Raw genomic sequence first — 23,917 nt, forward strand, 5'->3', positions numbered from 1 at the left:
ACTATGGGGTTATTTAAGGAAAATCCATTTGGACATATTTTATTTCTGAAGAAGTGGTTAATTCGGACTTTGGGTCTTATTACCCATCAGCGCTATAAAGGATTTAATACGCTTGAAATAGAAGGTTCTGAAATAATACGTGAACTTCCTGATAAAAACGTATTATTTGTAAGTAATCATCAGACCTATTTTGCAGATGTGGTTGCCATGTTTCATGTATTTAATGCCAGTTTACACGGTCGTGATGATTCTATAAAAAACATTGGTTATTTATGGAATCCCAAATTGAATATTTATTATGTTGCGGCGGCTGAGACCATGAGAAAGAGTCTTTTGACTAAAGTTTTGGCTTATGTAGGTTCTGTGAGCATAGAACGGACATGGCGGGCGGAAGGCAAGGATGTGAACCGCCAGGTTAAAATGAGTGATATTACAAATATTGGAACGGCCTTAAATGATGGCTGGGTAATCACTTTTCCACAGGGAACAACCACTCCATGGAAACCATTGCGAAAGGGAACAGCGCATATTATTAAAAGGTACAAACCAGTAGTAGTGCCTGTAGTAATAGATGGTTTCAGAAGGTCATTTGACAAAAAAGGACTAATGATTAAGAAAAAAGGGATTCTTCAGTCGTTGGTAATTAAAGAACCACTGGAGATAGATTATGATAATGAATCTATTGAATCTATAATAGAAAAACTTGAATATGCTATTGAACAACATCCTTCGTTCCTGAAAGTAATTCCCGAGGCTGAATTGATGGCTTATGAAGAAAAAAACAAACAGCGCAAATGGAGAAGTTAAACCTCCAGCTTTTTCAATTCAGAGAAATTTTTTCGAAGCCTGTTTAAAAGTATTCCGTAAAGCAGTTTATAGAAAAGCCAGATCAAGACCAATACAATACTTATTGATACCAGGACCATACCAATTAACATTAGCCAAAAAAATGTTTCATTTCCTGCCTGTGAAGCTGCCTCTCTGATTTTTTCACTACTAGCACCATAGGTCAGATTGCCATAGAGACTTACTAGCAAGTATGCCACAAATATACCTATGTTAAACCATACATATTGGGAGACCGTTCTTTTAACATCCAGGATGGTTTTCATTAATTTTTTTGAAGATTCTGTTAGCGATATCCGTTTGTAATTAGAATAAAACTTATAAATAAAATATATTAATACGATATAATTGATGATCGTGAGGGTTGTTGTAATTTCATAGACATGCCAGGTCTTTTCGAGCTCCAATGATTCCTTGCTGTATGAGACTAAATTGAGCACTGCCCAAAAGACAAATTCAATAATACTTATGTAAAAGATCCATTTTACCGTAGAAGATGATTTCTTTTTAATCATCTTGTAGATTTCGTCAAATGACAACTTAGGGTGGTGTTCCTCCTTCTTTTGCCAATCCTTCTTTAGTAATTCTAATTCATCCATCATAACCTTAAGGATTAAGTATGGTTCTAAGTTTATTTTTAACCCGGTTCATTTTCACCCTGGCATTGACCTCGCTAATTCCCAAAGTCTCCGAAATTTCGCTGTAATCTTTGTCTTCCAGGTAAAGAAAAACCAATGCTTTGTCTATATCTCCCAACTGCCGTACCGCTTTATACATCAACTGCAGTTGCTTTTCCTCAGTAGCATCATATTCGTCTGTTTTAATTCTATAAATAACGGAATCAAAATCCTGTGTTTTTATGCTTTTTTTCGATTTCCGATACAATGTTATCGCCGTATTTAAAGCTACTCTGTACATCCATGTACTGAATTTAGAATCTCCCCTGAATTTTGGGTATGCTTTCCATAGCTGAATCGTTATTTCCTGAAAAAGGTCATTGTGAGCCTCCCTGTTTGTTGTGTATAAACTACACACCTTGTGAACAATATTCTGATTGTTCTCAAGTTCCGCAACAAATTTGTGCTCAAGTTCCTTGTTCACGCTTCGGGTTGGTAGTAAATTATCTATTAGTAGTATTTATTCCTGGATTGTTACATCCTTGCTTAATAAAAGCAAACTTGTTTTTGCAGGTCCTTTTAAATCTATATTTTCTGATATCTAATTTAAGGTCGTTATTTTCTGTAATCCAGAGCGGGTGGCCGATCTCCCAGTAATGGAATATAAACAAATTCGGAACCCCTGCGTTCCAGAAATTCAACTTTGGACTTTGCAACCAGATCCTGGCTTGTGAAAAGATCAATTGCGGTTAAAGTCAGGGTTTTTGCAGCGACCATCATTCCTTTTTTACCTATTGAAGTCCCACCAGCAGCAACGGCCTGCCAGCTATGTGCTGGAGTTCCCGGAACCCAGGTTGCTGCACCCATACCGGCAGTAGGTACTGCAAAACTTACATCACCTACATCTGTAGAACCTGAAGTCTCACCAACGGTATTATAAGGTTGAATATTTTCAGCGATTTCTAAAGCAGCTTTTTCTGAGCCCATAGTTTTTGCAATCTTATCTGCAAATACCATTTCCTCTTGCGTATAGTTAACGCCGCCTACCTTTAAAAGATTATCGTACATTAATTTTTGTAAGGTCAGGTTCGGTAATAATTCATGAGTGCCACCAATTAGTTCATAATCCATTGTTGTACCGGTACCCAATGCAGCCCCTTCAGCTGCTTTAGCAATCCTATCAAATATCTCTAACACAACATTTCTTTGGTCATGGCGGGCATAGTAGTAGACTTCGGCAAAATCAGGAACTACATTTGGTGCTTTTCCACCCTGTGTAATGACATAGTGAATCCTTGCTTCTTCCGGAATGTGTTCCCTCATCATATTTACCATCATATTCATAGCTTCAACACCATCAAGGGCAGAACGCCCTTTCTCTGGTGCTCCTGCAGCATGAGCAGAAATTCCGTAAAATCTAAACTTAGCCGATTTGTTTGCAAGGGCCGCGCCCGCGTTCGCCTCATTTTCGGCACCGGGATGCCAGTGTAAAGCTATGTCCACATCATTAAATAATCCATCCCGTACCATATACACTTTTCCTGAGCCCCCTTCTTCTGCCGGACACCCATAAAATCTTATAGTTCCTTTAGTATTACCCGCTGTCATCCAGTTTTTTACTGCTATAGCAGCTGCTGCGGAGGCCGTGCCAAAAAGATGATGACCACATCCATGGCCAGCTTCCTGGCCTGCAGATGATTTCTCAGGTACTGCCTTTTGAGATAATCCCGGAAGTGCGTCGTACTCACCCAGAATCGCAATTATTGGTGCACCACTTCCGTATTCAGCGACAAATGCTGTAGGAATGCCGGCCACACCTTTTTTTATTGTGAAACCCTCATCGCTCAATGTTTTTTGTAATAGAGAGGAACTCATTTCTTCCAGGTATCCTATTTCAGCAAATTCCCAGATATTTTGTGCTATGGCCCCATAGGCTTCAGATTTCTTATCCATTTCAAGGAGGACTTCATCTTTTGTAAGTTGCGCATTTAGTGTATGCCCACAGTACAGTATTAAAGCGCTCAGAAATACTAATTTTCGCATGTTCATTATTTTTAATTTTGGAGATAAATATAATCAAACGCATAACTTCTGAGGTAATCGTGATAAAAAATCGTCAGATATGGCAATTCTCAAGTCCAATTCCGGATAATAAGATTTTGAGCCTTGAACATTTTTTAAGATTTAAACTCAAGATATTTAATAAAGGAGGATGGGCATACTTAGTTTTGCCTTGGATGATATTTGTTTACCACTTCAGCCAAATGCGTACGATCTAGATGCATGTAAACTTCTGTGGTTGTAATACTCTCGTGCCCTAACATTTGCTGTATAGCGCGCAAGTCGGCACCATTTTCCAATAAATGCGTTGCGAATGAATGTCTGAAAGTATGTGGACTTATATTTTTGGATAGATCAATTTTCACTGCAAGCTGTTTAATTATTGCAAAGATCATAGCCCGGGTAAGCTGTCTTCCTCTTCGGTTGAGAAATAAGATGTCTTCAAATCCCTTTTGAATTTTTTGATGACTGCGTACTTCGGTGAGGTAAATAGTAATATATTTTTTATTTACATTACCTATGGGAACAAAGCGCTGTTTATCGCCCTTTCCGGTAACTTTAATAAAATCTTCCTCGAAGAATAGATCCGAAATCCTGAGACCGGTTAATTCCGAGACCCTTAATCCACATCCGTAGAGTGTTTCCAGCATAGCTCTATTGCGTTCACCTTCGGGTTTTGATAAATCAATGGCTTTAATAAGACTGTTTATTTCCTGGGTGGAAAGAGTGTCCGGAAGTTTTCGGCCAATTTTTGGGGATTCTATTAGATCTAAGGGAGTATCTTTTCGGTAATCCTCGAAAACTAAGTAATTAAAAAAACTTTTAAGCCCTGATATTATCCGAGCCTGAGACCTTGGCCCTACTTCCTTGGCAACTTCATATATAAAAAGTTGCAACGTTTCACGATCCAGGGATACAGGAGTTTCTTTTATTCCCTTTTTGGTAAGAAACAGTCTTAGTTTTTCTACATCTCTTAAATAATTGGAGATGGAATTGGCTGCCAAACCACGTTCTATCTTCAAATAATATTCATAATCTGTTTGAGCCTGCTTCCAGTTCATGTTATAAAGATATTGCTTGTTTATTGTATTTTAAAGTTCAGGGCTTTTATTAAGCGAAAATGTGTTAAATCACTGTTCATGTAGTTATAGATTTTTATCTTTGAACTCTTAATAAACCTAAATTTTTAATATGAAAAAAATCAATGTTTTTATTTTGTTTCTAATGACATTTTATGCCGTAAATACCACTGCACAGGACTACCTGGCTGCAGTTGGTGTTGGTCTTGATTTTGGCAATGGATCAACACTTGTTGGCCCTTCGGGGAAATATTTCTTTGGTGAAAATCATGCCGGAATGGCTGAAGTACTTTTTGGAGACCGTATAACTGCAATTAATCTCTTGTATCAATATCACGGACAATTTTCTGGAGCCGATGGCCTTCAATGGTTTGCAGGCGGTGGACCGGCATTTTTATTAGGCAGTGGAAATTCTGATGTTGGAATAAAACCTATGGTAGGTCTGGATTATAAATTAAATAACGTGCCCTTAAGCTTTTCTCTTGATTGGAGACCGTATATAAGTTTTGATTCAGGAGGCAGCGAAGCGGCAAGGTTTGGACTTGGTTTCAGATATGTTATAGAATAGAATTAATTTTTGACCAAACTTCTTTGAATAAGCGGAGGAATATCTTCCGCTTTTTTTGCACTCCACATTTTATTACTTTTAACCCTATGAAAATTATAATTATTAACGGGCCAAACCTTAACCTTCTGGGGAAAAGAGAACCTGAAATTTATGGCGGTAAAACTTTTGAATCATACTTCATTGATTTACAATCCAAATTCAAGGATTTAGAATTGGATTACTACCAGTCAAATATTGAGGGAGAATTAATAGATAAAATCCAGGAGGTGGGCTTTTCATATGATGGGATAATCTTAAACGCCGCGGCTTACACCCATACCTCTGTAGGTTTGGGGGATACTGTTAAGGCTATAAACACACCGGTTGTTGAGGTGCATATTTCCAATACACATCAACGCGAGGATTTCAGGCATGTATCCTATATCTCACCCGGGGCTAAAGGTGTTATATTGGGATTTGGTTTACAAAGCTATGAGTTGGCAATCCGGAGTTTTTTATGAAGCTGAAAGCGGTTTCAGGTAATGCCGATCCATATAGAACGTGCCAAAAGGCAATAGCGAAGCCAATACCAGCATAATTCCTTTTTTAGGAGCTATTTTTCTTTCCACTGCAAAAAATACGGCCAAAATTAAATAGGCTATAAAGAGGAATCCATGTACATAACCAATATAAATATTGGGTTCAGCGATGTTTGCCCAATACTTTAAAGGCATACTTAAACTAAATAAAAGTAAATAGGAAATACCTTCCAGTATAGCACTCAAGCGAAATATTTTAAGCATTTTTTCTTTTTTTGATTCACGGGATTAGAGGTGAATAACTTCATCATAGGCCTCTGCCACTGCTTCCATTACCGCCTCACTCATTGTAGGATGCGGGTGAACCGCCTTTAGGATTTCATGTCCTGTTGTCTCTAATTTACGCGCTACCACGGCCTCTGCAATCATATCTGTTACACCGGCACCAATCATATGACAACCTAACCATTCGCCATACTTTGCGTCAAAAATCACTTTAACAAAACCATCGGCATTTCCCGAAGCTTTTGCTTTGCCACTTGCAGAGAAAGGGAATTTTCCAACTTTTAGATCATATCCCTTTTCTTTGGCTTGTTTTTCTGTAAGGCCAACGGAAGCAACTTCGGGCATGCAATAGGTGCAACCTGGAATATTCCCATAGTCTAAAGCTTCTACATGCATCCCGGCTATCTTTTCCACACAAAGTATACCCTCGGCAGAAGCAACATGTGCCAGAGCCTGACCGGGAGTAACATCGCCAATGGCATAATAACCCGGAATGTTGGTCAGGTAGAAATCATTCACAAGAATTTTATCCCTGTCCGTAGCAATACCTACTTCTTCCAGACCTATATTTTCAATATTTGATTTAATGCCTACAGCGGAAAGAACGATATCAGCCTCCAGAATTTCTTCTCCTTTGGCGGTTTTTACGGTAGCTTTAACCCCATCTCCTGAGGTATCCACATGGGTGACTTCGGATGATGTTTTAATTTTAACACCTGCTTTCTTAAAGCTGCGTTCTAACTGTTTAGAAACTTCTTCATCTTCTACAGGGACAATATTTGGCAAAAATTCGACAACTGTCACTTCAGTTCCCATGGCATTATAGAAGTAAGCAAATTCAATTCCGATAGCTCCACTTCCCACAACTATCATTTTCTTGGGTTGCTTCTCCAAAGTCATTGCTTTGCGGTAACCAATAATTTTCTTCCCGTCCTGAGGTAAAGCGGGCAGCTCCCTGCTTCTTGCGCCAGTGGCGATTATTATATGGTCCGCACTATGCTCCGTATCCTTGCCTTCCTCGTCTGTTACAACTACTTTCTTTCCCGGGGCCAACTTTCCAAAACCATTGATGACTTCAATTTTATTCTTCTTCATAAGGAATTGAACTCCCTTGCTCATTCCATCTGCCACATTCCTGCTTCGTTTTACAACAGCATCAAAATCTTTATCAACACCATCTGCTTTAAGCCCATAGTCGGATGCATGTTGCAAATATTCAAATACCTGGGCCGATTTTAATAAAGCTTTAGTTGGGATACATCCCCAATTTAAACATACACCGCCAAGATTCTCTTTCTCAACAATAGCCGTTTTAAATCCAAGTTGTGATGCCCTGATTGCAGTTACATAACCTCCGGGTCCACTTCCTAAAACAATAATATCGAATTTGCCCATTCCAGTATTTTTTGTGATTCAGATTTATGAGGTCGCAAAGTTACAAAACCAAATTGAAAGCTTTTGAACTTCCTTAAGATTCTTAAATTAATCTTTAAACTTTTCCTGGTTAAAAGCCTTTGATTGGCCTTTTGGAATAGAGAGAGATACCCAATTTTCCCCCTTTATAGTCTTGCCGAGCAGTACTATTTGACCAATATGATAGGAATAATGAGCCAATTGCCGGTTTAATGCCTGCGGTATTGAGTGCGGTTCATTTCTAATTTTGATCGTATTATTAAAATTCTCTTCGTTTATTTCCTGAATGGCGTCAAAAAAGCAATTCCAACCTTTTTCCCATGCAACAAGCATTGCCTCTTTTGTTTTATAGGTATCCTCAAATTCTGAGTCCCTGTTTCTCCAGGTTTTTTCGCCATCCTCAGAAAAGAAGTTAGTCCATCTGCTCAACATATTACCCGATAAATGTTTTACGATTACCGCAATACTATTACCTGTGCTTTCATATTTCCAATGTAAGTCTGCATTATTGAGTTGAACAAATGTTTTGTCGCCAAGGGATTTATATCGCCGGCATTCAAATAATATACTTTTTAAGTACTCTGCCTGTAAATTCATTTATTTCAATTCCAATATTGAATTCTGATAGTTTCCATAACCAAACAAGTAGAGATCTATTTTTCCTCGGGCACGAAACGCAATGCGGCTCCGTTGATGCAATGTCTCAGACCGGTAGTTTCCCGCGGGCCATCTTCAAATACATGACCAAGGTGGCCGCCGCAAACAGCACAATGCTCTTCTGTTCTTTTGTATCCAATTTTGTAATCCACATCATAGGCCACATTTCCCTCAATTTCCTTGTCGAAACTTGGCCAGCCGGATCCGGAATCAAATTTGTTTTCACTTTTAAACAAAGCCGTTCCACAGCCGGCGCAGACGTATGTACCTGCTTTTTTGTTATTTAAAAGCTCACTGGAACCCGCATTTTCAGTTCCGGCCTTTCTGAGAACATAGAATTGCATGTCTGTAAGTTCTTCACGCCATTCCTGTTCAGATTTAACTATTTTAAATGTCTCTGTTTTTTCTTCTGCATCTGCAGTGCTTACTTCTTTGTCCTGTGAAACCCCTTTACATCCCGCAGCAATCAACAGGATAATACATACATACTTTTTCATGGTTTAATATTTTTCTTTTTCTAATTTTTTTGACGGTCTTGAATTCAAAACCTTTCAAAGTTAAGCATTACTACATAAAAAAATCCCTGCATGATTAGTGCAGGGATCGTTTTTATTTATTTTTACTGCTACTACAATTTTATTCTGGTAATATCAATTTCCCTAACATTCAAGCTACTCATAACTTCCTCAATATTCGAAGTATCCATTTTTGAGGATTGAGCAAATTCTGCAGGAACAATTGCTATTCTGAATACCTGGTTATCCGTATCTCCCGGAGAAAGGGTTCCAAGGTCGAAATCAGATTCTAAAAAGAGAAGTACATCCAGAAACGTAAAGTCATAATTGTATTGAAGTAATCCTTGATTTAAAATTCGGGTTTGTGGCAAAAGCCTCCAGATATCCAAAGGTTCACCATTGCCATCTACATCTACGTCCCAAAGTAGGTAAACAAGGACCACATCCGACTCAAAGACCTCAACGGTCGTCGGAAATTCATAGAATATGGAATAATCATTTCCGGCATCAAAAGTACCTTCAATCTCAAGGACCTGTCCTAAAATATTAACCCCGTCCACGCCGTCTACTCCATCGAAACCCGGAGGCCCCGGAGGTCCTACAGGCCCTTCACAAGACAAAATAATTAAGCTTAATAATGCGCTAAATACTAATGTAATATTTTTCATAATGTTAATTTTTTAATGATTAATATTTTAAGTCTGTCTTTATTTTTTTTTTGAATTTTACACACTGTCATAACCAAGGAAACAAAAAGCGTTCCAAAAATGGAACAAGGGGTTATATTGTGTCTTAATTCGTTAAAAATTGGGGCTTGGAGGGGTTGTATTTCAGATTATTTCCTATTTTTAGCAAAACCCAACTAACTAATTATGATGTTAAGACAACAACGTGTTGTAATTGAAAATATTACTCCTCAGCTTCACTGCGGAGCTTTTTTTATTAAACGGGTCGTTGGAGAATCTGTTATAGTATATGCCGACGTTATCGGTGATGGACATGATATAATTCAGGCAGAACTTCAATACAAACATTCAGGCGAGAAATCTTTTAAAACGGCACGAATGGAACATCTGGGAGATGATGTTCACAGGGTTTCTTTTAAGGTACTTAAGCAGGGCTTTTATACTTACAGAGTTTCAGCCTGGGTAGATCATGCTCAAAACTGGCAGCACGGTATTGAGGCCAAGTTAAAAGATGATCAGCATGTAAACAGTGAACTTTTGGACGGGGTGCAATATTTGAAGACCTTGCTGAAAAAAATAGGTGCTGCCGATAAGAAGTATATAAATGATTTAATTAAATCTTTTCAAAGCGAAGAATTATATGATACTGCGGTTAAAGAAGCGGTTTCAGATAAACTACATAAATTATTTGTTGCATATCCAAATCGTTTTTTGGCCAATACAAGTGAAGATCTTAAGGTTTATGTAGACAGGCTCAAGGCAAATTTTAGTACCTGGTACGAATTTTTTCCAAGGTCGTCTTCTCCTGTGGAAGGTAAACATGGTACGTTTAAGGATTGTGAACGCTTGCTGCCCAAAATAGCAGGGATGGGTTTTGATGTCCTTTATTTCCCTCCAATACACCCTATTGGTGAAGTTAACAGAAAAGGTAAAAACAATACTACAAATGCCCAGAAGGGAGATTCCGGAGTTCCATGGGCAATAGGTTCAAAGCTCGGAGGACATAAGGAGATACATCCGGAACTAGGAACGGAGGAAGACCTTAAAAGTCTTATAGAAAAGGCTAAAGAATTGGATTTGGAGATTGCATTGGATCTGGCGTTTCAGGCAGCTCCGGATCACCCTTATATATCAAGTAACCCAGAATGGTTTAGAAAAAGACCGGACGGCACAATGCAGTATGCTGAGAATCCGCCAAAGAAGTATCAGGATATTGTAAACTTCTACTTTGAATCCCCTGCATTTAAGGAGCTCTGGGAAGAACTTTTGTCGGTTACACTAAAATGGGTTGAACTCGGTATACAAATATTCAGAGTAGACAATCCTCATACAAAGCCTTATTATTTCTGGAATTGGTTAATAGCCGAAGTTAAAAAGAAACATCCCGATGTTCTTTTTTTAGCAGAAGCCTTTTCCAGACCTAAGGTAATGCAGCAACTGGCCAAGCAGGGATTTTCGCAGTCATATACCTATTTTACGTGGCGGGTACACAAGCAAGAAATTATTGAATATATGCTGGAGCTCACCCAATCAGAAATGAAAGAGTATTACCGTCCAAATTTTTGGCCCAATACACCGGATATTAATCCATACCATCTGCAAGGGTCAAATGAAGCTATGCATATTGCGCGTTATGCTCTGGCGGCAACGCTATCTGGTAATATTGGTATATACGGACCTGTTTTTGAGTATATGATTTCTGAAGCCTTACCGGGCAAAGAAGAATATTTGAATTCAGAAAAATATGAAGTGAAATTTTGGGATTGGTCTATTGAAAATAAATTAACCCTTATAATTACTCGTTTAAACCAGGCAAGGAAAAACCATGAAGCATTGCAGCAAACCAACAATATTAGGTTTTGCCATATAGAGAATCACCAGCTTATTGCATTCTATAAATGGAACGAAGATAAATCGGATGAAGTTTTAGTAGTTATTAACCTGGACTCTCACTATTCGCAGCGAGGAATGCTTCAGCTTCCTTTAGGCGATTTATCCGTCGATATTAGCCAGGGGATAACCATGCATGACCTTGTCACAGACAATAGTTATCTTTGGTATGATGAGTGGAATTTTGTAGAATTGCATCCTGCGTTGCCATTTCATATGTTTCATATTAAAAAATAAAAATGTCCAAGAAAAAACAGGACTCAATTCTTCAACCTCCCTACTCATTTAATGTGGCCTGGGAAAATTTATTGGACGACAAGAATTTTATAAAAGTTTTTCTTTCAGATGTCCTTGAGGCCTATGTGGTTAAACAACGCTGGTATGGAGGTAAAGCAAGTAAACTTAAATATATAGAGCTCCGCGAATATTTCAGGATTCAGCAGAAAGGTGAAGTATATTATGGTTTATTACTGGAAGTTAATTTTGAAGAGGCGTTTTACCAGCACTATTTTTTACCTATTGCTTTTGTTACCGATGAGAATTTTGCTGAAAAAGAAAGGATTCTGCCGCTGAGTATTAACGGGCAGGCTGGTTTTATAATAGATGCTATAAACCTGGAGGCTTTTCGAAAGTTAGTATTTGAGCGTATCCTGAACGCAGAACCAAATGACACTACCAGGGTAAGGTATCATAAAAGTGTTGATTTTCAGGATAAAGTTTACGAATCCTCCCGTTTTATGGGGCTTGAACAGAGCAATACTTCCGTAATAATAAACGATAAATCCGTTATAAAATTTTTTAGAAGGATTTACGCCGATAAAAATCCCGATCTTGAAATGAGTCAGTTCCTTTCAGAGCGAAAGGGGTACAAAAATACACCGGCCTATCAGGGAAGCATTAGTATTATGGATGCAGAGAATGTTAATGTTACCATAGCATTAATGCAGGAATTGGTACCTAATCAGGGCGATGCCTGGGATTTTATGTTAATTGAATTACATAAAATCTTTAGTAATCTTGAATATAAAGGAATAAATGTTCATCAGTTACCTCAGACTGTATTGTTTGAGCGGTTGAACATCAGGAATGTTCCACCTGAAATTATTGATTGGGCGGGTTTGAACATTTTCCTGAAACTTCAGAAATTGGCACAGAGAACGGCTGAAATGCATATTGCTTTGGGTTCAGAGTTTGAAGACACTGCATTCACTCCAACTCATTTTAATGGAGATTACGAGGTATGGCTTAAAAATAGATTGTTATACCAATTTCAAAATAGATTAAATACCGTTGAAAATAACCTCCATCGTTTGGAAGGTTTATCGCTAGAACTGGCTAAGGAGTTTTTGGAGCGGAAAAATGAGATTAGAAAACGCTTTGTAAATTTTGACTGGACCAAACTAAAAGGAGAAAGGATTCGCGTTCATGGAGATTATCATCTGGGCCAGGTATTGGTAAAAGACGATGATTTTTATTTACTGGATTTTGAAGGAGAACCCGAAAGTACAATCAGGGACAGGAAGGTTAAGCAGCCCCCTTTAAAAGATATAGCAGGTCTTTTCCGGTCATTTCATTATGCCGTTTATGCAACAATTTTCAACCACATGGAAGACTATGCATATTCACAAGAAGATCTTTTTCTGGCTGGGGAAATACTTTATCGATACTTTATTGGAGTCTTTCTGGAAACCTATGCCAGTCTTATTCAGGAGCACAATATAAATATTGGTTATAGGCAGGAAAGAGTATTCCTTTTGGAATATTGCATGCTTGAAAAAGCAGTTTACGAACTGGGATATGAAATGAATTCAAGACCCAGATGGGCGGTGATACCTTTGCAGGGTATTATTAGTATTATTAACGAACCTAACTAACAATAGAAATATGGGCAATGTAATTCCCTATAGCTTATTAACGGATTTTGACATCAATCTTTTTAAAGCGGGTAAGCACTACCGGCTTTACAATCATTTAGGTTCGCACCCTGTGAAATATAAGGGCAAGAAGGGTACCTATTTTGCTGTTTGGGCACCTACAGCTAAATCGGTTTCTGTCATAGGTGATTTTAATTACTGGGTAGAAGGAGAACATCAGCTGAATGTAAGATGGGATGAAAGTGGTATTTGGGAAGGTTTTATTCCAGGAGTAGAGCAAGGCGCTTTGTATAAGTATAAAATACATTGTATAAGATTCATTCTCATAACAATGATATTAAAACGGAAAAAGCAGACCCTTTTGCCAGATATTGTCAGCATCCGCCTAATACGGCTTCAGTAGTATGGAATGATGCATATAAATGGAAGGATAAGAATTGGATGGATACGCGTGAGGCCAAAAATAGTTTAGACAAACCGTATTCTGTTTATGAAATCCATCTTGGATCATGGAAACGCGCCAATGAGGATAAATTTATGTCTTATATAGATCTGGCAGAAGATCTGGTTAAATACTTAAAGGAAATGAATTTTACGCATGTAGAATTCATGCCCATTATGGAATATCCTTATGATCCTTCATGGGGCTATCAGCTTACGGGCTATTTTGCCCCTACATCCAGATTTGGTAAACCGGAAGATTTTAAACTTTTCCAATCGGGATGATATCCTTTTCTTCTGTCGGGATTCTCATATAGGTTGGAGCCATCAAAAAAACCTAAGCCATGGGCATCTTCAGGAAAATGGGAAGGTACCCAATCCAGGATAACCCCAATATCAATAAGTAATGCTAATTTTTGGTTAGATCAGTATCATGCAGATGGTCTCCGTGTTGATGCGGTTGCTTCAATGTTGTATTTGGATTATTCTCGTGAAGAAGGGGAGTGGGAACCAAATATTTATGGCAATAACGAGAATCTTGAAGCAATTTCTTTTATACGAGAACTCAATCAGGAAGTATACAGCAGTTTTAAGGGAATTCAAACAATTGCCGAGGAATCAACTTCATTTTCAATGGTCTCTAAACCTGTTAGTATAGGCGGACTTGGATTTGGCATGAAGTGGATGATGGGCTGGATGCATGACACCCTGGAATACTTTAAGAAAGAACCTGTTTACAGAAGGCACCATCAGAATGACCTTACGTTTAGTATGACCTATGCTTTTACCGAGAACTTCATGTTGCCTTTTTCCCACGACGAGGTAGTTTATGGAAAGCAGTCTTTGTTATATAAAATGCCGGGCGATGAATGGCAAAGATTTGCAAACTTAAGATTGCTCTACGGATATATGTTTACGCATCCGGGTACTAACCTCCTATTTATGGGTGCGGAATTTGGACAGTCTTCTGAATGGAATTATCAGCATAGTCTTGATTGGCATTTGTTGCAATATGATTTTCACGCTGGGATTCAGGAGCTGGTAAAAGACTTAAACAAGTTTTATCGTTCATCACCGGCCCTTTATGAAAAGCAGTTCAGCCCTGAAGGATTTCAGTGGATAGATTATGGAGATTATGAGAATTCTGTACTTACATATATTCGCCGCGGACATGAACCTAAAAACGACCTGATTATAGCCTGTAACTTTACGCCGGTTCCTAGAGAAGGATACAGGGTAGGAATCCCCAAAAAGGGACCTTTGAAGGAGGTTTTTAATAGTGATGCGAAAAAATATGGTGGAAGCGGAAGTAAAAATACCGGAATAAAAGTTTCCAAAACGCCATGGCATGGTCATAAAACTTCTATTGAGATTACAATTCCACCACTTGGGATGGTAATTTTCAAATAAATATAGTCAACTATAACGTTGTAGTTCATAAATGGTAGTAATATCGTTTTTCTTTTAAAAGTTAAAGTCTTTTTTTTGTGGGTCTTTTAAATCACCCTTTATGATTACCAATACAGAATTAGAATACAAAGGCAATTTATATCCCAATCATATAATTAAGTTCAAGCGTGACACCGATAAATTTTATTTTACTTCGGAGAATGGGGTAATTCTTGAAATAACGGTGCTGCGAAACAGCGCTATTCGATTCAGATATGCCACGGAAGAAGTTTTTCAACCAGATTTTTCATATGCAATAAGTCCGGATGCCAGCAGGGGTTATAATAAGCTTGAGTCTACAGAAACAAAAACGGAATATCTAATTACCACTTCGAAGATTACGGTTCTGGTAGATAAAAAAACCATGCGAACACAAATTTCAGACTTAGAGGGGAATATCATAAATGAGGATGAACTCGGTTTTCACTGGGAGGAGAATTACGAATATGGCGGTAATTCTGTGAAGATGAGTAAGATTACCCAGACTGCTGAAAGTTTTTATGGTATGGGTGATAAGGCTACCCACTCAAACTTAAAAGGTAAAAGGGTAAGCAATTGGGTAACAGATTCTTATGCCTATAGCAAGGATCAGGATCCTTTATATAAGGCAATTCCCTTTTATGTTGGCCTTCACAACGATATTGCTTATGGAATTTTCTTCGACAATACATTTAGAACCCATTTTGATTTTGCTCACGAAAGAAGGAATATAACCAGCTTTTGGGCAGATGGGGGAGAAATGAATTATTACTTCTTTTATGGCCCTGCCATGTCTAAAGTAGTCAGAGCTTATACAGATCTAACTGGCACACCCGAAATCCCACCACTTTGGGCATTGGGCTTTCATCAATCTAAATGGAGTTACTTCCCTGAGAGCAATGTTAAAAAAATTGCTGCAAAATTCAGAGCTCTTAAAATACCTTGTGATGCCATCTATCTGGATATAGACTATATGGATGGATTTCGTTGTTTCACATGGGATAAGAAAAAATTTCCTGACCCTAAGGCCATGATACAGGATTTAGAGGAAGACGGCTTTAAAACTGTGGTCATGATAGATCCGGGCATTAAAGTAGATAAGGATTATTGGGTATACCAGGAAGCCTTAAAAAATGATTATTTCTGTAAAAGGGGAGATGGACCCTTGATGCGAGGTAAAGTCTGGCCCGGAGAATGTAGTTTTCCCGATTTTACAAATCCGGAAGTCAGGAAATGGTGGGCAGGCCTCTATAAAGAGCTCATGTCAGAAACAGGAGCCCATGCAGTATGGAATGATATGAATGAACCTGCAATAATGGAAGTTCCTTCTAAAACGGCACCATTAGATACCAGACATGATTTTGATGGCCATCCATGTAGTCATAGAAAGGCTCACAATATTTATGGTACTCAAATGGTAAGGGCAACTTTTGAAGGTGTCAAAAAATACGTTTACCCTAAACGGCCTTTTGTAATAACAAGGGCGGCATATGCCGGAGCGCAGCGTTTCTGCTCTACCTGGACCGGAGACAATGTTGCTACATGGGAACACCTTTGGATTGCGAATGTACAGGTTCAAAGAATGTGTATGAGTGGTATGTCCTTTGTTGGTTCTGACATAGGAGGATTTGCAGAGCAACCAAATGGAGAACTTTTTGCCAGATGGATTCAATTAGGAGTCTTTCATCCATTTTTTAGGGTGCACTCCAGTGGAGACCACGGAGATCAGGAGCCCTGGTCATTTGATAAGGAAGTAACCGGTATAGTAAGGAAGTTTATTGAATTAAGATACCAGCTTCTTCCGTATCTCTATACCATGTTCTGGAAATATTCAAATGAGAACATACCTATGCTTAAACCTTTGGTATATTTTGATCAGGAAGACCATCAAACACATTTTAGAACAGATGAGTTTATATTCGGAGAACAAATATTGGTCTGTCCAATTCAGGAACCAAACGCAATGGGAAGAAGAATGTATATTCCCAGGGGAAAATGGCATAATTTTTGGACTGGTGAGGTTGTGGAAGGAGGAATGGAAAAATGGGTTCCGGCAGATATTGATAAAATTCCAATTTTTGTTAAAGAAGGAGCAATAATTCCCACATATCCTGTCCAGCAGTATGTTGGTGAAAAAGTTATCGAAGAATTAATCCTTGATGTTTACTTTAAGTTGGGTATTGAAAATTCCTCAGTTTATGAAGATGGACATGACGGTTATGATTATACAAAAGGGAATTATAGCCTCAGGAATTTTAAATTGAATGGTAAGAAAAATGAATTGATTATTCAGCAGTTTAAAAATGGAGCATTCGTTACTTCTTATAGTTCATTTAAGATTAATTTAATTGATTTGCCATTTACTATAAAAGAAATAGAAGTAGACAATGAAATTGTACCACTTAAAGATCTCATAAAGAATGGAAATAATGCAATACAAGTCACTAAGGAATTTACTGTATTGCACATAGTAGGTAAATAAATATTTTGTATTTTAAGTCTTAATTAATCATCAAAAATGAGCACGAAAAAGTTTGTACTGGTATTCGTATTATTCTTGGGAATTGCCTCCTGTAAAGTGAATCCATTTACGGGACAAAAAGTATTGAACTTCTACCCAAACAGTCAGATTTTTCCAATGGCCTTCGCACAATACGATGAATTCATTGGACAAAATGATGTTCTTGAGAAAACTACCGAAGCCAAGATGATTACAAGGGTTGGGCAGCGAATTTCTTCTGCGGCTGAAAGATGGTTGTCGGCTAATGGATACCCCGGATATCTTAAGGATTACCGATGGGAGTATAATTTGGTAAAAGACACGCTAATTAATGCCTGGTGCATGCCTGGTGGCAAGATTGTTTTTTATACCGGTATTCTTCCTATTTGTGCGGGAGAGACAGGAGTGGCGGTAGTAATGGGTCATGAAGTGGCTCATGCCTTAGCAGATCATGGTGCACAGCGAATGAGTGCCGGAACCCTGCAGCAACTGGGAGCGGTTGCCGGAAATATTGCGATCCAGGATGATAAATCAAGAAATATGTTTAACCAGGCATACGGTATTGGCTCTACGGTCGGACTCATGCTGCCTTTCAGCCGCAGTCATGAAACTGAAGCAGATAGAATAGGACTTCAAATAATGGCCATAGCAGGCTATAACCCCGATGAGGCCTCGCGTTTATGGCAACGTATGAAAGCAAATGCCGGAGGCAATGCCCCACCTGAGTTTTTAAGTACACACCCATCTAATGATACCAGGATAGCCAATTTAACCCAATGGGCGCCATTGGCGAGGCAGGAAGCTCAGAAGTTCGGTGTTACTTCTTTTCAATAGCCGAATCTCAAATAGTGATTTCCCTAATAGTTGTATATTCGAAGCTGCTCATATAGAGTAGCTTTTTAATAAATGGCCAGAACTTTTGCAATAAAGGGAAGTAAGAGATTATTAAATGCCTGGGCATTTTATGATTGGGCGAATTCTGTATATAGCCTTGTTATTGCATCTGCCATTTTTCCAATTTTTTATGGAGCTTTGTTTAGAGCTGCAGATATTGAGAAAGTATCTGTTTTTGGTGGTGATATTGAAAGAGCACCATTAATAAGTTATCTCACATCAGCCGCATTTTTGTTCATCGGCGTAATTACCCCTCTAATTTCCGGGATTGCAGATTATCTTGGTAATAAGAAGATCTTTATGAAATTTTTTTGTTACCTGGGAGGAGTTTCCTGCATTGGGCTTTACTGGTTTTCATTGGAAAATATTTATTTGGGCCTGGTATGTTACTTTTTTGGTCTTGTGGGATTCTGGGTGAGTTTTGCAATCAATAATTCCTACCTTCCTGATATCGCTTACCCTGAGCAACAGGACGGTATTAGTGCCAAAGGATTTTCCATGGGCTATATAGGTAGTGTTCTTTTACTGCTTTTAAACCTTGCCATGGTAATGAAACCCGATATTTTTGGGATAGAGACAGATGCCACTGAAGTAGCTGAAATAAAAGCTATGAAATATTCATTCGTAACAGTAGGTATATGGTGGATTCTGTTTAGTCAATATACTTTTTATTATCTGCCTAAAGGGATAAAAAGGCCGGGAGTACGGCAAAATATTATTTTCAATGGATTCAAAGAGCTAAAAGGGGTCTGGCACCAATTAGGAAATGAGGTAAAACTTAAAAGATATCTATTAGCCTTTTTTGTTTATAGTATGGCGGTGCAGACTGTTATGTTGATTGCTACTTATTTTGGAGAGCAGGAGATAGACTGGGGTTCAGATAATGAGCGTACTACAGGGTTAATTGTAAGTATTCTGGTTATTCAATTGGTGGCCATTTTCGGGGCAACCATGACTGCCAGAGCATCAAAAAGATTTGGCAATATAAAAACGCTGATGGTGATAAATATTTTATGGCTAATAATCTGTATTTATGCCTATTTCTTAGTTACTCCTCTCGATTTCTATATAGCAGCCGGTTTTGTTGGAATTGTAATGGGCGGAATACAGGCCTTATCGAGATCTACGTATTCCAAATTTATCCCTGAAACAACAGATACGGCTTCCTTTTTTAGTTTTTATGATGTTGCGGAAAAAATGGGAATCGTTATAGGCACTTTTTTGTATGGTTTTATTGCCCAGTTTACAGGTAGCATGAGAAACGCAACCATATTTCTGGGACTATTTTTCCTTTGTGGTTTGTTTTTGTTGACCAGGGTAGATAAAAAACCCTGACGTTTCCGCCAGGGTACTATTGCCGTTCGTTTTTTGATGTAATACTAACCTTTGGTAATATCTCCGGAACCAGAGGTTTTGCTATCTATCTTTTTCGGATCCCCTCTATAATGTATATCTCCTGAACCGGAAACCCTGGCAATTAATTCTTCATTGACAGTAACCTTGATATCAGCAGAACCAGAAACACTTGCATCAACTTTATCGGCTATTAGTTCAAAAGCCTTTATGTCACCGGAGCCCGAAATTTGAACCTCAAATACTTCAGTGGAGCCACTTAACTTTATGTCTCCGGAACCGGACATTGATGCAGTAACGGTTTTAGATTCCAAATCGAGTGTGATATCTCCGGAGCCCGACATACTTGTATTGAATTCTGAAGCGGAAATTGTTTTTTCACCAACTATATCTCCCGATCCTGACAGTGAAACTGCGTTAATACTCTCTACCGGTACAGTTACAAAGATTCCCCCATCTTCTTTCCATGAAGAAGGTTGGAGGTTATAACCTTTTTTTACTTTAATGACCAATTTGCCATCCTTTACCTCGGTTTTTATATACTCAAGCAAATTTTCATCGCCCTCAATACTAAGTTTTCCCTCTTTTCCGTCAACCAGGATAACATCAAACCATCCTGAAACTGAAATGGCATCATAATCTTCTGTAGATCTTTCAATGGTAACTACATTTCCATTTCCTTTTATTTTCTTTCCCCATTGTGCATTTGCGGATGCAACCATGCATAGTGCTATTCCAAGTGTTAGTATTTTATTCATGATTATGTGTTTTAGATATTAGTATTTGTTGTTTAAAGGTTCTGTTCAATTTTTAGTAAAACTGACACTGCCATAATCACTTGTTATGGAGATCATGTTTTCACTACTTTCACTTCCATAAAAACCTTTGTAATATCGCTCATTGGATTTTTCTTTACTTATATTAATTTCAAAATCATCTTTCCCGCTAACACCGGCATATTCAGTTGTAATTTCAAAATTGAAGTTATACATAGGATCATATCCTATTTTAATACCTGTATAGTCTGAACGGATAGAAACATTTCCTCCATCTTCAGCCATGTTTTTAATGCTTACAGAGCCATAATCTGCATTAATATCCACATTACCATGAATAGTACCCAGCTTTACATTTATATAATCTCCATTGCCTTGAACGCTGTAGGCTTTTTCTACGTCTAATTTACCATAATCACTGGTATACTCCAGATTTTGCATCTCTCCGATGGCGGAATTCGTATAATCGGCGCTTATATATAAATCCCCGGCTTTTTGAATGGTAAATCCTGAGTAATCGGCAGAAATTTTAGCACTTCTCACATATTCTATAGTTGATTTCGAAGTATAATCAAATTTTAGTTCATTATTCCTACCATGCAATTCTCCAATTTCCAATCTTCCATAATCACAACTAATTTTGGCATGGCCATCAATCCTGTCCAGCATAATATTCCCATAGTCATTATTAAGGTGTACGCTATTTTTTACCGGTAGTTTAATAATGTAATTGATTTGCATATTCACATTGTTATTATTTCCCCAGTTCCAGCCCCAACCTTTATCCTTGTTGAAGATTGTTTTTGCTGAAACCATATCGCTGCTGGCATCAAAATCCACAGTAATTTTATCGAGCTTCTCCTGTACTTTAGACTCGTTATTTCCACTTGTTTTAATATGTACTTCTATTACTACTCTGTTTTCGCTCCAGGAGCTTAAACTTAGATTTCCGTAGCTATTCGAAACCTTGAGAAGGGCGTCTGTATTGACATCAAATTCCTTCTTGATGGTTTTCTCTTTGGTATACTTGCCTTTCAGCTTTCCATTGGATGCCTGACCTGCTGCAGGAACTATAAGAAGTGCAATTAATAAATATTTAAATAGTAATGTTTTCATCATCGTAATTTTTAAAAGTTTTAATATTTTCTATCTTGTCCATAACCTCCTGCAACAAATCAATGCGCGTTTGGAAATTGGTTATCATCGCACTAAGTATCAGTTTGCTATTTCCTCCATTAATTAGATCTTGTTCAAGTTTTTTGTAATTTATTTCCAGTTTGTTTAATTGTAATAAAGTGTCATCTACTAATTTTTTGGTTTCAGGTGTGCTTTCATTTACCAGATCGTTAATTTGCCCCTCAATAAGGTTGGCAAAGTAAAACTGAGTCTGAGAAACCTCCGGGGATATTTTAGCAACCTGCTCTTCAATTGAAGGCCTGCTGGTATAGAGCGATGCACCTACTGCGAAAAGCAACATTATGGAAGCAGCAATCGATAAAGGCCGCCACCAATTGTTCTTTTTTGGCGCTAATCTTACTACCCCTTTAGAATTGCTTAACTTCTGCAGGAACCTTTCCTCATGACCTTCTCCTGGTTCTTCTGTATCAAAAGAGCCTTGAAGTGTCTTGAACAATTCCTCTATTTTTCGATCTTCATTCATAATTAAGCGTTTATCATTTTTTTTCTCAAACTATCCTTTGCCCTTGATATAGTAGTCCTGCAATTCGCATAACTTATACCCATTATTGAACTAATCTCTTCGTAATCATAGCCTTCAATTAGATGTAAGGTCAAAGAAATTCTGTAATTGTCTTTCAATTGTTTCATGGTTTCCAGTACTTTTTGAGCCATTCGTTCTGTATTCCCATGATCCTCGGCAATTCCGTCATTATCTTCGACCTTGTACAATATTTCATCTAATCCAACCTCATTCTTTTTCTTCTGCTTTCTGTAATGGTAGATGCTTTTGTTAATAACTATACGCTTTAACCACGCTCCGAAAGTAACATCTCCTTTAAACGTATGCAGTTTCGTAAAAGCATTTAAAAACGATTCCTGCATAACATCTTCAGCTTCTGCACTGTCTTTTACAATCCTAAAGGCCGTATTAAACATGGCTTTGTAATAGCGATTGTAAATTTCCATTTGTGCACTTTGCTTACCCTCCAGACACAATTGTAACAAGGACTCAGTATGTACTTTATTTTGGCTCAAAAAGTAAATGCTTTGTATAAAAGATTTATTAATTTATGAAATGTTACACTTTTTTTAGAAAAATATTTCTTTGTTGGCACAAGAATTGTCTTAATTAAGCTGAAAGGCCCTTATTTATGCCTATTAATACCTTAATAGGGGCCGACTAGAAAGGTATCGATAGAATTAACTAATAGATAATCTGTCCTAAAATGACAGAATGACCGAATAAAATGATATGGGATATTCTAAGTATTCAAATTTTGACAATATGACGTTACAAGGAATTGATGAAGATTCTGAATTAATACCGTTATTAACTCCTGAAGACGAAGAGGAGATGAATAACGAAAGCTTGCCTGAAGTATTACCAATTTTACCTCTTCGAAATACCGTATTGTTTCCGGGTGTAGTAATACCCATTACTGCGGGAAGGGATACTTCAATAAATTTAATAAAAGATGCCAATAAAGGATCTAAGGTAATAGGAGTTGTTTCTCAGAAAGACGAGGAGACTGAAAACCCCGGGATTAAGGATATAAATATTTTAGGGACCGTTGCCAGAATTTTAAGGGTTTTGAAAATGCCTGATGGTAATACTACCGTTATAATACAGGGTAAAAAACGATTCGAAATAGCTGAGGTTCTCACCGAGAATCCATATATGACTGCTACGATTCGAGAAGCGGATGAGGTTAGACCCTTGCCCGGCGATCAGGAATTTCTGGCGATCATAGATTCGATAAAAGAATTGGCGTTAAAAATCATCAAAAATAATCCTAACATTCCAAGTGAAGCTTCCTTTGCAATAAAGAATATAGAAAGCAATTCTTTCCTGATAAACTTCGTTTCTTCAAACCTTAATCTGGATGTAAAAGACAAGCAGGACTTACTGGAGATCCCAAATCTGCAAGAAAGAGCCCTCGCTACTTTAAAATACATGAATGTGGAGCTTCAGAAATTGAAACTTCAGAAAGATATCCAGTCTAAAGTGCGCAGTGACCTGGATCAGCAGCAGCGTGAGTATTTTTTACATCAGCAGATGAAAACAATTCAGGAAGAATTGGGCGGGGCTTCTTATGATGAGGAGTTTCTTGAAATGCAAGCCAAATCCAAGAATAAGAAATGGGATGCAAAGGTAGCAGAACATTTTGATAAGGAATTGGCTAAAATCCAGCGGATGAATCCACAGGTAGCGGAATATTCCATACAAAGGAATTATCTCGATTTGTTTCTCGATTTGCCTTGGAATGAGTATTCCAAAGATAAATTTGACCTTAAAAGGGCTCAAAGAATTTTAGACAGGGATCATTATGGACTTGA

The 23,917-nt window shown here is 37.9% G+C and carries 25 protein-coding genes; 12 read left to right on the plus strand and 13 right to left on the minus strand.

Features of this window, described 5'->3' with window-relative positions; all coding sequences use genetic code 11:
- Positions 1-3: 3 nt before the first annotated feature.
- Entirely contained in the window at positions 4-807 is an 804-nt protein-coding gene (locus Q0X89_RS11005; RefSeq protein ID WP_297694076.1) for a 1-acyl-sn-glycerol-3-phosphate acyltransferase, read from the plus strand.
- Here Q0X89_RS11005 and Q0X89_RS11010 read toward each other — a convergent pair.
- From Q0X89_RS11010 to Q0X89_RS11025, 4 genes are all read right to left on the minus strand, one after another.
- On the minus strand, positions 804-1,448 hold the full coding sequence (locus Q0X89_RS11010; RefSeq protein ID WP_297694078.1) for a hypothetical protein: 645 nt from the start codon (positions 1,446-1,448) through the stop codon (positions 804-806). The genes Q0X89_RS11005 and Q0X89_RS11010 overlap by 4 nt on opposite strands.
- A gap of 4 nt (positions 1,449-1,452) precedes the next feature.
- Positions 1,453-1,947, minus strand: a complete 495-nt coding sequence (locus Q0X89_RS11015; protein WP_297694080.1) for a sigma-70 family RNA polymerase sigma factor — start codon at positions 1,945-1,947, stop codon at positions 1,453-1,455.
- 131 nt (positions 1,948-2,078) lie between these two features.
- Positions 2,079-3,506: an amidohydrolase gene (locus Q0X89_RS11020; protein ID WP_297694082.1), complete on the minus strand. Its 1,428-nt coding sequence runs from the start codon at positions 3,504-3,506 to the stop codon at positions 2,079-2,081.
- 179 nt (positions 3,507-3,685) lie between these two features.
- Complete coding sequence (locus tag Q0X89_RS11025) at positions 3,686-4,585, minus strand: site-specific tyrosine recombinase (RefSeq protein ID WP_297694084.1); 900 nt, start codon at positions 4,583-4,585, stop codon at positions 3,686-3,688.
- A gap of 130 nt (positions 4,586-4,715) precedes the next feature.
- Here Q0X89_RS11025 and Q0X89_RS11030 point away from each other — a divergent pair, with 130 nt between their 5' ends.
- Positions 4,716-5,171 carry a hypothetical protein gene (locus tag Q0X89_RS11030; protein WP_297694086.1) on the plus strand — a complete coding sequence of 152 codons (456 nt, stop codon included), beginning with the start codon at positions 4,716-4,718 and terminating at the stop codon, positions 5,169-5,171.
- Positions 5,172-5,257: 86 nt separating this feature from the next.
- On the plus strand, positions 5,258-5,671 hold the full coding sequence (gene aroQ, locus Q0X89_RS11035; RefSeq protein ID WP_297694089.1) for a type II 3-dehydroquinate dehydratase: 414 nt from the start codon (positions 5,258-5,260) through the stop codon (positions 5,669-5,671).
- Here the strand turns inward: aroQ and Q0X89_RS11040 are convergent.
- From Q0X89_RS11040 to Q0X89_RS11060, 5 genes are all read right to left on the minus strand, one after another.
- Positions 5,666-5,953: a DUF3817 domain-containing protein gene (locus tag Q0X89_RS11040; protein ID WP_297694091.1), complete on the minus strand. Its 288-nt coding sequence runs from the start codon at positions 5,951-5,953 to the stop codon at positions 5,666-5,668. The two genes, aroQ and Q0X89_RS11040, sit on opposite strands and share 6 nt — an antisense overlap.
- Before the next feature lie 24 nt (positions 5,954-5,977).
- A complete protein-coding gene (lpdA, locus tag Q0X89_RS11045) occupies positions 5,978-7,369 on the minus strand; it encodes a dihydrolipoyl dehydrogenase (RefSeq protein ID WP_297694093.1) in 1,392 nt (463 codons plus the stop codon).
- Between the two features lie 87 nt (positions 7,370-7,456).
- Complete coding sequence (locus tag Q0X89_RS11050; RefSeq protein ID WP_297694095.1) at positions 7,457-7,984, minus strand: DUF1572 family protein; 528 nt, start codon at positions 7,982-7,984, stop codon at positions 7,457-7,459.
- 56 nt (positions 7,985-8,040) lie between these two features.
- The gene (msrB, locus tag Q0X89_RS11055) at positions 8,041-8,541 is read right to left on the minus strand and encodes a peptide-methionine (R)-S-oxide reductase MsrB (protein WP_297694097.1); all 501 of its coding nucleotides are present in this window, start codon (positions 8,539-8,541) and stop codon (positions 8,041-8,043) included.
- Positions 8,542-8,672: 131 nt separating this feature from the next.
- Positions 8,673-9,227 (minus strand): collagen-like protein, encoded by a 555-nt coding sequence (locus Q0X89_RS11060; RefSeq protein WP_297694099.1) that lies wholly within the window; start codon positions 9,225-9,227, stop codon positions 8,673-8,675.
- A 204-nt stretch (positions 9,228-9,431) separates the two neighbouring features.
- Between Q0X89_RS11060 and Q0X89_RS11065 the strand changes: the two genes are divergently transcribed.
- The 8 genes from Q0X89_RS11065 (at position 9,432) to Q0X89_RS11090 (ending at position 19,607) form a co-directional block, all read left to right on the plus strand.
- Positions 9,432-11,372 carry an alpha-1,4-glucan--maltose-1-phosphate maltosyltransferase gene (locus Q0X89_RS11065; RefSeq protein WP_367177045.1) on the plus strand — a complete coding sequence of 647 codons (1,941 nt, stop codon included), beginning with the start codon at positions 9,432-9,434 and terminating at the stop codon, positions 11,370-11,372.
- A gap of 2 nt (positions 11,373-11,374) precedes the next feature.
- Positions 11,375-13,009 (plus strand): trehalose synthase, encoded by a 1,635-nt coding sequence (locus tag Q0X89_RS11070; RefSeq protein WP_297694101.1) that lies wholly within the window; start codon positions 11,375-11,377, stop codon positions 13,007-13,009.
- A gap of 10 nt (positions 13,010-13,019) precedes the next feature.
- Positions 13,020-13,412, plus strand: a complete 393-nt coding sequence (locus Q0X89_RS18070; RefSeq protein ID WP_367177046.1) for a hypothetical protein — start codon at positions 13,020-13,022, stop codon at positions 13,410-13,412.
- Positions 13,316-13,735: a hypothetical protein gene (locus Q0X89_RS18075; protein ID WP_367177047.1), complete on the plus strand. Its 420-nt coding sequence runs from the start codon at positions 13,316-13,318 to the stop codon at positions 13,733-13,735. Before Q0X89_RS18070 ends, Q0X89_RS18075 begins: the two co-directional genes overlap by 97 nt.
- Positions 13,736-13,849: 114 nt before the next feature.
- A complete protein-coding gene (gene glgB / locus Q0X89_RS18080; protein ID WP_367177049.1) occupies positions 13,850-14,860 on the plus strand; it encodes a 1,4-alpha-glucan branching enzyme in 1,011 nt (336 codons plus the stop codon).
- Between the two features lie 100 nt (positions 14,861-14,960).
- Positions 14,961-17,360 (plus strand): glycoside hydrolase family 31 protein, encoded by a 2,400-nt coding sequence (locus Q0X89_RS11080; protein WP_297694103.1) that lies wholly within the window; start codon positions 14,961-14,963, stop codon positions 17,358-17,360.
- A gap of 36 nt (positions 17,361-17,396) precedes the next feature.
- A complete protein-coding gene (locus Q0X89_RS11085; RefSeq protein ID WP_297694105.1) occupies positions 17,397-18,212 on the plus strand; it encodes a M48 family metallopeptidase in 816 nt (271 codons plus the stop codon).
- Between the two features lie 72 nt (positions 18,213-18,284).
- On the plus strand, positions 18,285-19,607 hold the full coding sequence (locus Q0X89_RS11090; protein WP_297694107.1) for an MFS transporter: 1,323 nt from the start codon (positions 18,285-18,287) through the stop codon (positions 19,605-19,607).
- Positions 19,608-19,651: 44 nt separating this feature from the next.
- Here the strand turns inward: Q0X89_RS11090 and Q0X89_RS11095 are convergent, their stop codons facing one another.
- From Q0X89_RS11095 to Q0X89_RS11110, 4 genes are read right to left on the minus strand one after another with little or no spacing between them, the layout of a single operon-like run.
- On the minus strand, positions 19,652-20,383 hold the full coding sequence (locus Q0X89_RS11095; RefSeq protein WP_297694109.1) for a head GIN domain-containing protein: 732 nt from the start codon (positions 20,381-20,383) through the stop codon (positions 19,652-19,654).
- Between the two features lie 45 nt (positions 20,384-20,428).
- The gene (locus Q0X89_RS11100) at positions 20,429-21,517 is read right to left on the minus strand and encodes a hypothetical protein (RefSeq protein ID WP_297694111.1); all 1,089 of its coding nucleotides are present in this window, start codon (positions 21,515-21,517) and stop codon (positions 20,429-20,431) included.
- A complete protein-coding gene (locus tag Q0X89_RS11105; RefSeq protein ID WP_297694113.1) occupies positions 21,498-22,061 on the minus strand; it encodes a hypothetical protein in 564 nt (187 codons plus the stop codon). Before Q0X89_RS11105 ends, Q0X89_RS11100 begins: the two co-directional genes overlap by 20 nt.
- 2 nt (positions 22,062-22,063) lie before the next feature.
- Positions 22,064-22,615: an RNA polymerase sigma factor gene (locus tag Q0X89_RS11110; RefSeq protein ID WP_297694115.1), complete on the minus strand. Its 552-nt coding sequence runs from the start codon at positions 22,613-22,615 to the stop codon at positions 22,064-22,066.
- Positions 22,616-22,832: 217 nt separating this feature from the next.
- Between Q0X89_RS11110 and Q0X89_RS11115 the strand changes: the two genes are divergently transcribed.
- On the plus strand, positions 22,833-23,917 hold a 1,085-nt coding region (locus Q0X89_RS11115; RefSeq protein WP_297694117.1), incomplete at its 3' end, for an LON peptidase substrate-binding domain-containing protein.

Origin of the sequence: uncultured Eudoraea sp. (genome assembly GCF_947258525.1) — a bacterium.
Lineage (GTDB): Bacteria > Bacteroidota > Bacteroidia > Flavobacteriales > Flavobacteriaceae > Eudoraea.

Coding starts and splice junctions, on each gene's coding strand:
- Q0X89_RS11060 (WP_297694099.1), bottom strand. CDS start 9,227: ATGAAAAATATTACATTAGTATTTAGCGCATTATTAAGCTTAATTATT.
- aroQ (WP_297694089.1), top strand. CDS start 5,258: ATGAAAATTATAATTATTAACGGGCCAAACCTTAACCTTCTGGGGAAA.
- msrB (WP_297694097.1), bottom strand. CDS start 8,541: ATGAAAAAGTATGTATGTATTATCCTGTTGATTGCTGCGGGATGTAAA.
- Q0X89_RS11020 (WP_297694082.1), bottom strand. CDS start 3,506: ATGCGAAAATTAGTATTTCTGAGCGCTTTAATACTGTACTGTGGGCAT.
- Q0X89_RS11090 (WP_297694107.1), top strand. CDS start 18,285: ATGGCCAGAACTTTTGCAATAAAGGGAAGTAAGAGATTATTAAATGCC.
- Q0X89_RS11105 (WP_297694113.1), bottom strand. CDS start 22,061: ATGAATGAAGATCGAAAAATAGAGGAATTGTTCAAGACACTTCAAGGC.
- Q0X89_RS11030 (WP_297694086.1), top strand. CDS start 4,716: ATGAAAAAAATCAATGTTTTTATTTTGTTTCTAATGACATTTTATGCC.
- Q0X89_RS18070 (WP_367177046.1), top strand. CDS start 13,020: ATGGGCAATGTAATTCCCTATAGCTTATTAACGGATTTTGACATCAAT.
- Q0X89_RS11065 (WP_367177045.1), top strand. CDS start 9,432: ATGATGTTAAGACAACAACGTGTTGTAATTGAAAATATTACTCCTCAG.
- Q0X89_RS11085 (WP_297694105.1), top strand. CDS start 17,397: ATGAGCACGAAAAAGTTTGTACTGGTATTCGTATTATTCTTGGGAATT.
- Q0X89_RS11095 (WP_297694109.1), bottom strand. CDS start 20,383: ATGAATAAAATACTAACACTTGGAATAGCACTATGCATGGTTGCATCC.
- Q0X89_RS11100 (WP_297694111.1), bottom strand. CDS start 21,517: ATGAAAACATTACTATTTAAATATTTATTAATTGCACTTCTTATAGTT.
- Q0X89_RS11050 (WP_297694095.1), bottom strand. CDS start 7,984: ATGAATTTACAGGCAGAGTACTTAAAAAGTATATTATTTGAATGCCGG.
- Q0X89_RS11040 (WP_297694091.1), bottom strand. CDS start 5,953: ATGCTTAAAATATTTCGCTTGAGTGCTATACTGGAAGGTATTTCCTAT.
- lpdA (WP_297694093.1), bottom strand. CDS start 7,369: ATGGGCAAATTCGATATTATTGTTTTAGGAAGTGGACCCGGAGGTTAT.
- Q0X89_RS11005 (WP_297694076.1), top strand. CDS start 4: ATGGGGTTATTTAAGGAAAATCCATTTGGACATATTTTATTTCTGAAG.
- Q0X89_RS11070 (WP_297694101.1), top strand. CDS start 11,375: ATGTCCAAGAAAAAACAGGACTCAATTCTTCAACCTCCCTACTCATTT.
- Q0X89_RS11025 (WP_297694084.1), bottom strand. CDS start 4,585: ATGAACTGGAAGCAGGCTCAAACAGATTATGAATATTATTTGAAGATA.
- Q0X89_RS11080 (WP_297694103.1), top strand. CDS start 14,961: ATGATTACCAATACAGAATTAGAATACAAAGGCAATTTATATCCCAAT.
- Q0X89_RS11010 (WP_297694078.1), bottom strand. CDS start 1,448: ATGATGGATGAATTAGAATTACTAAAGAAGGATTGGCAAAAGAAGGAG.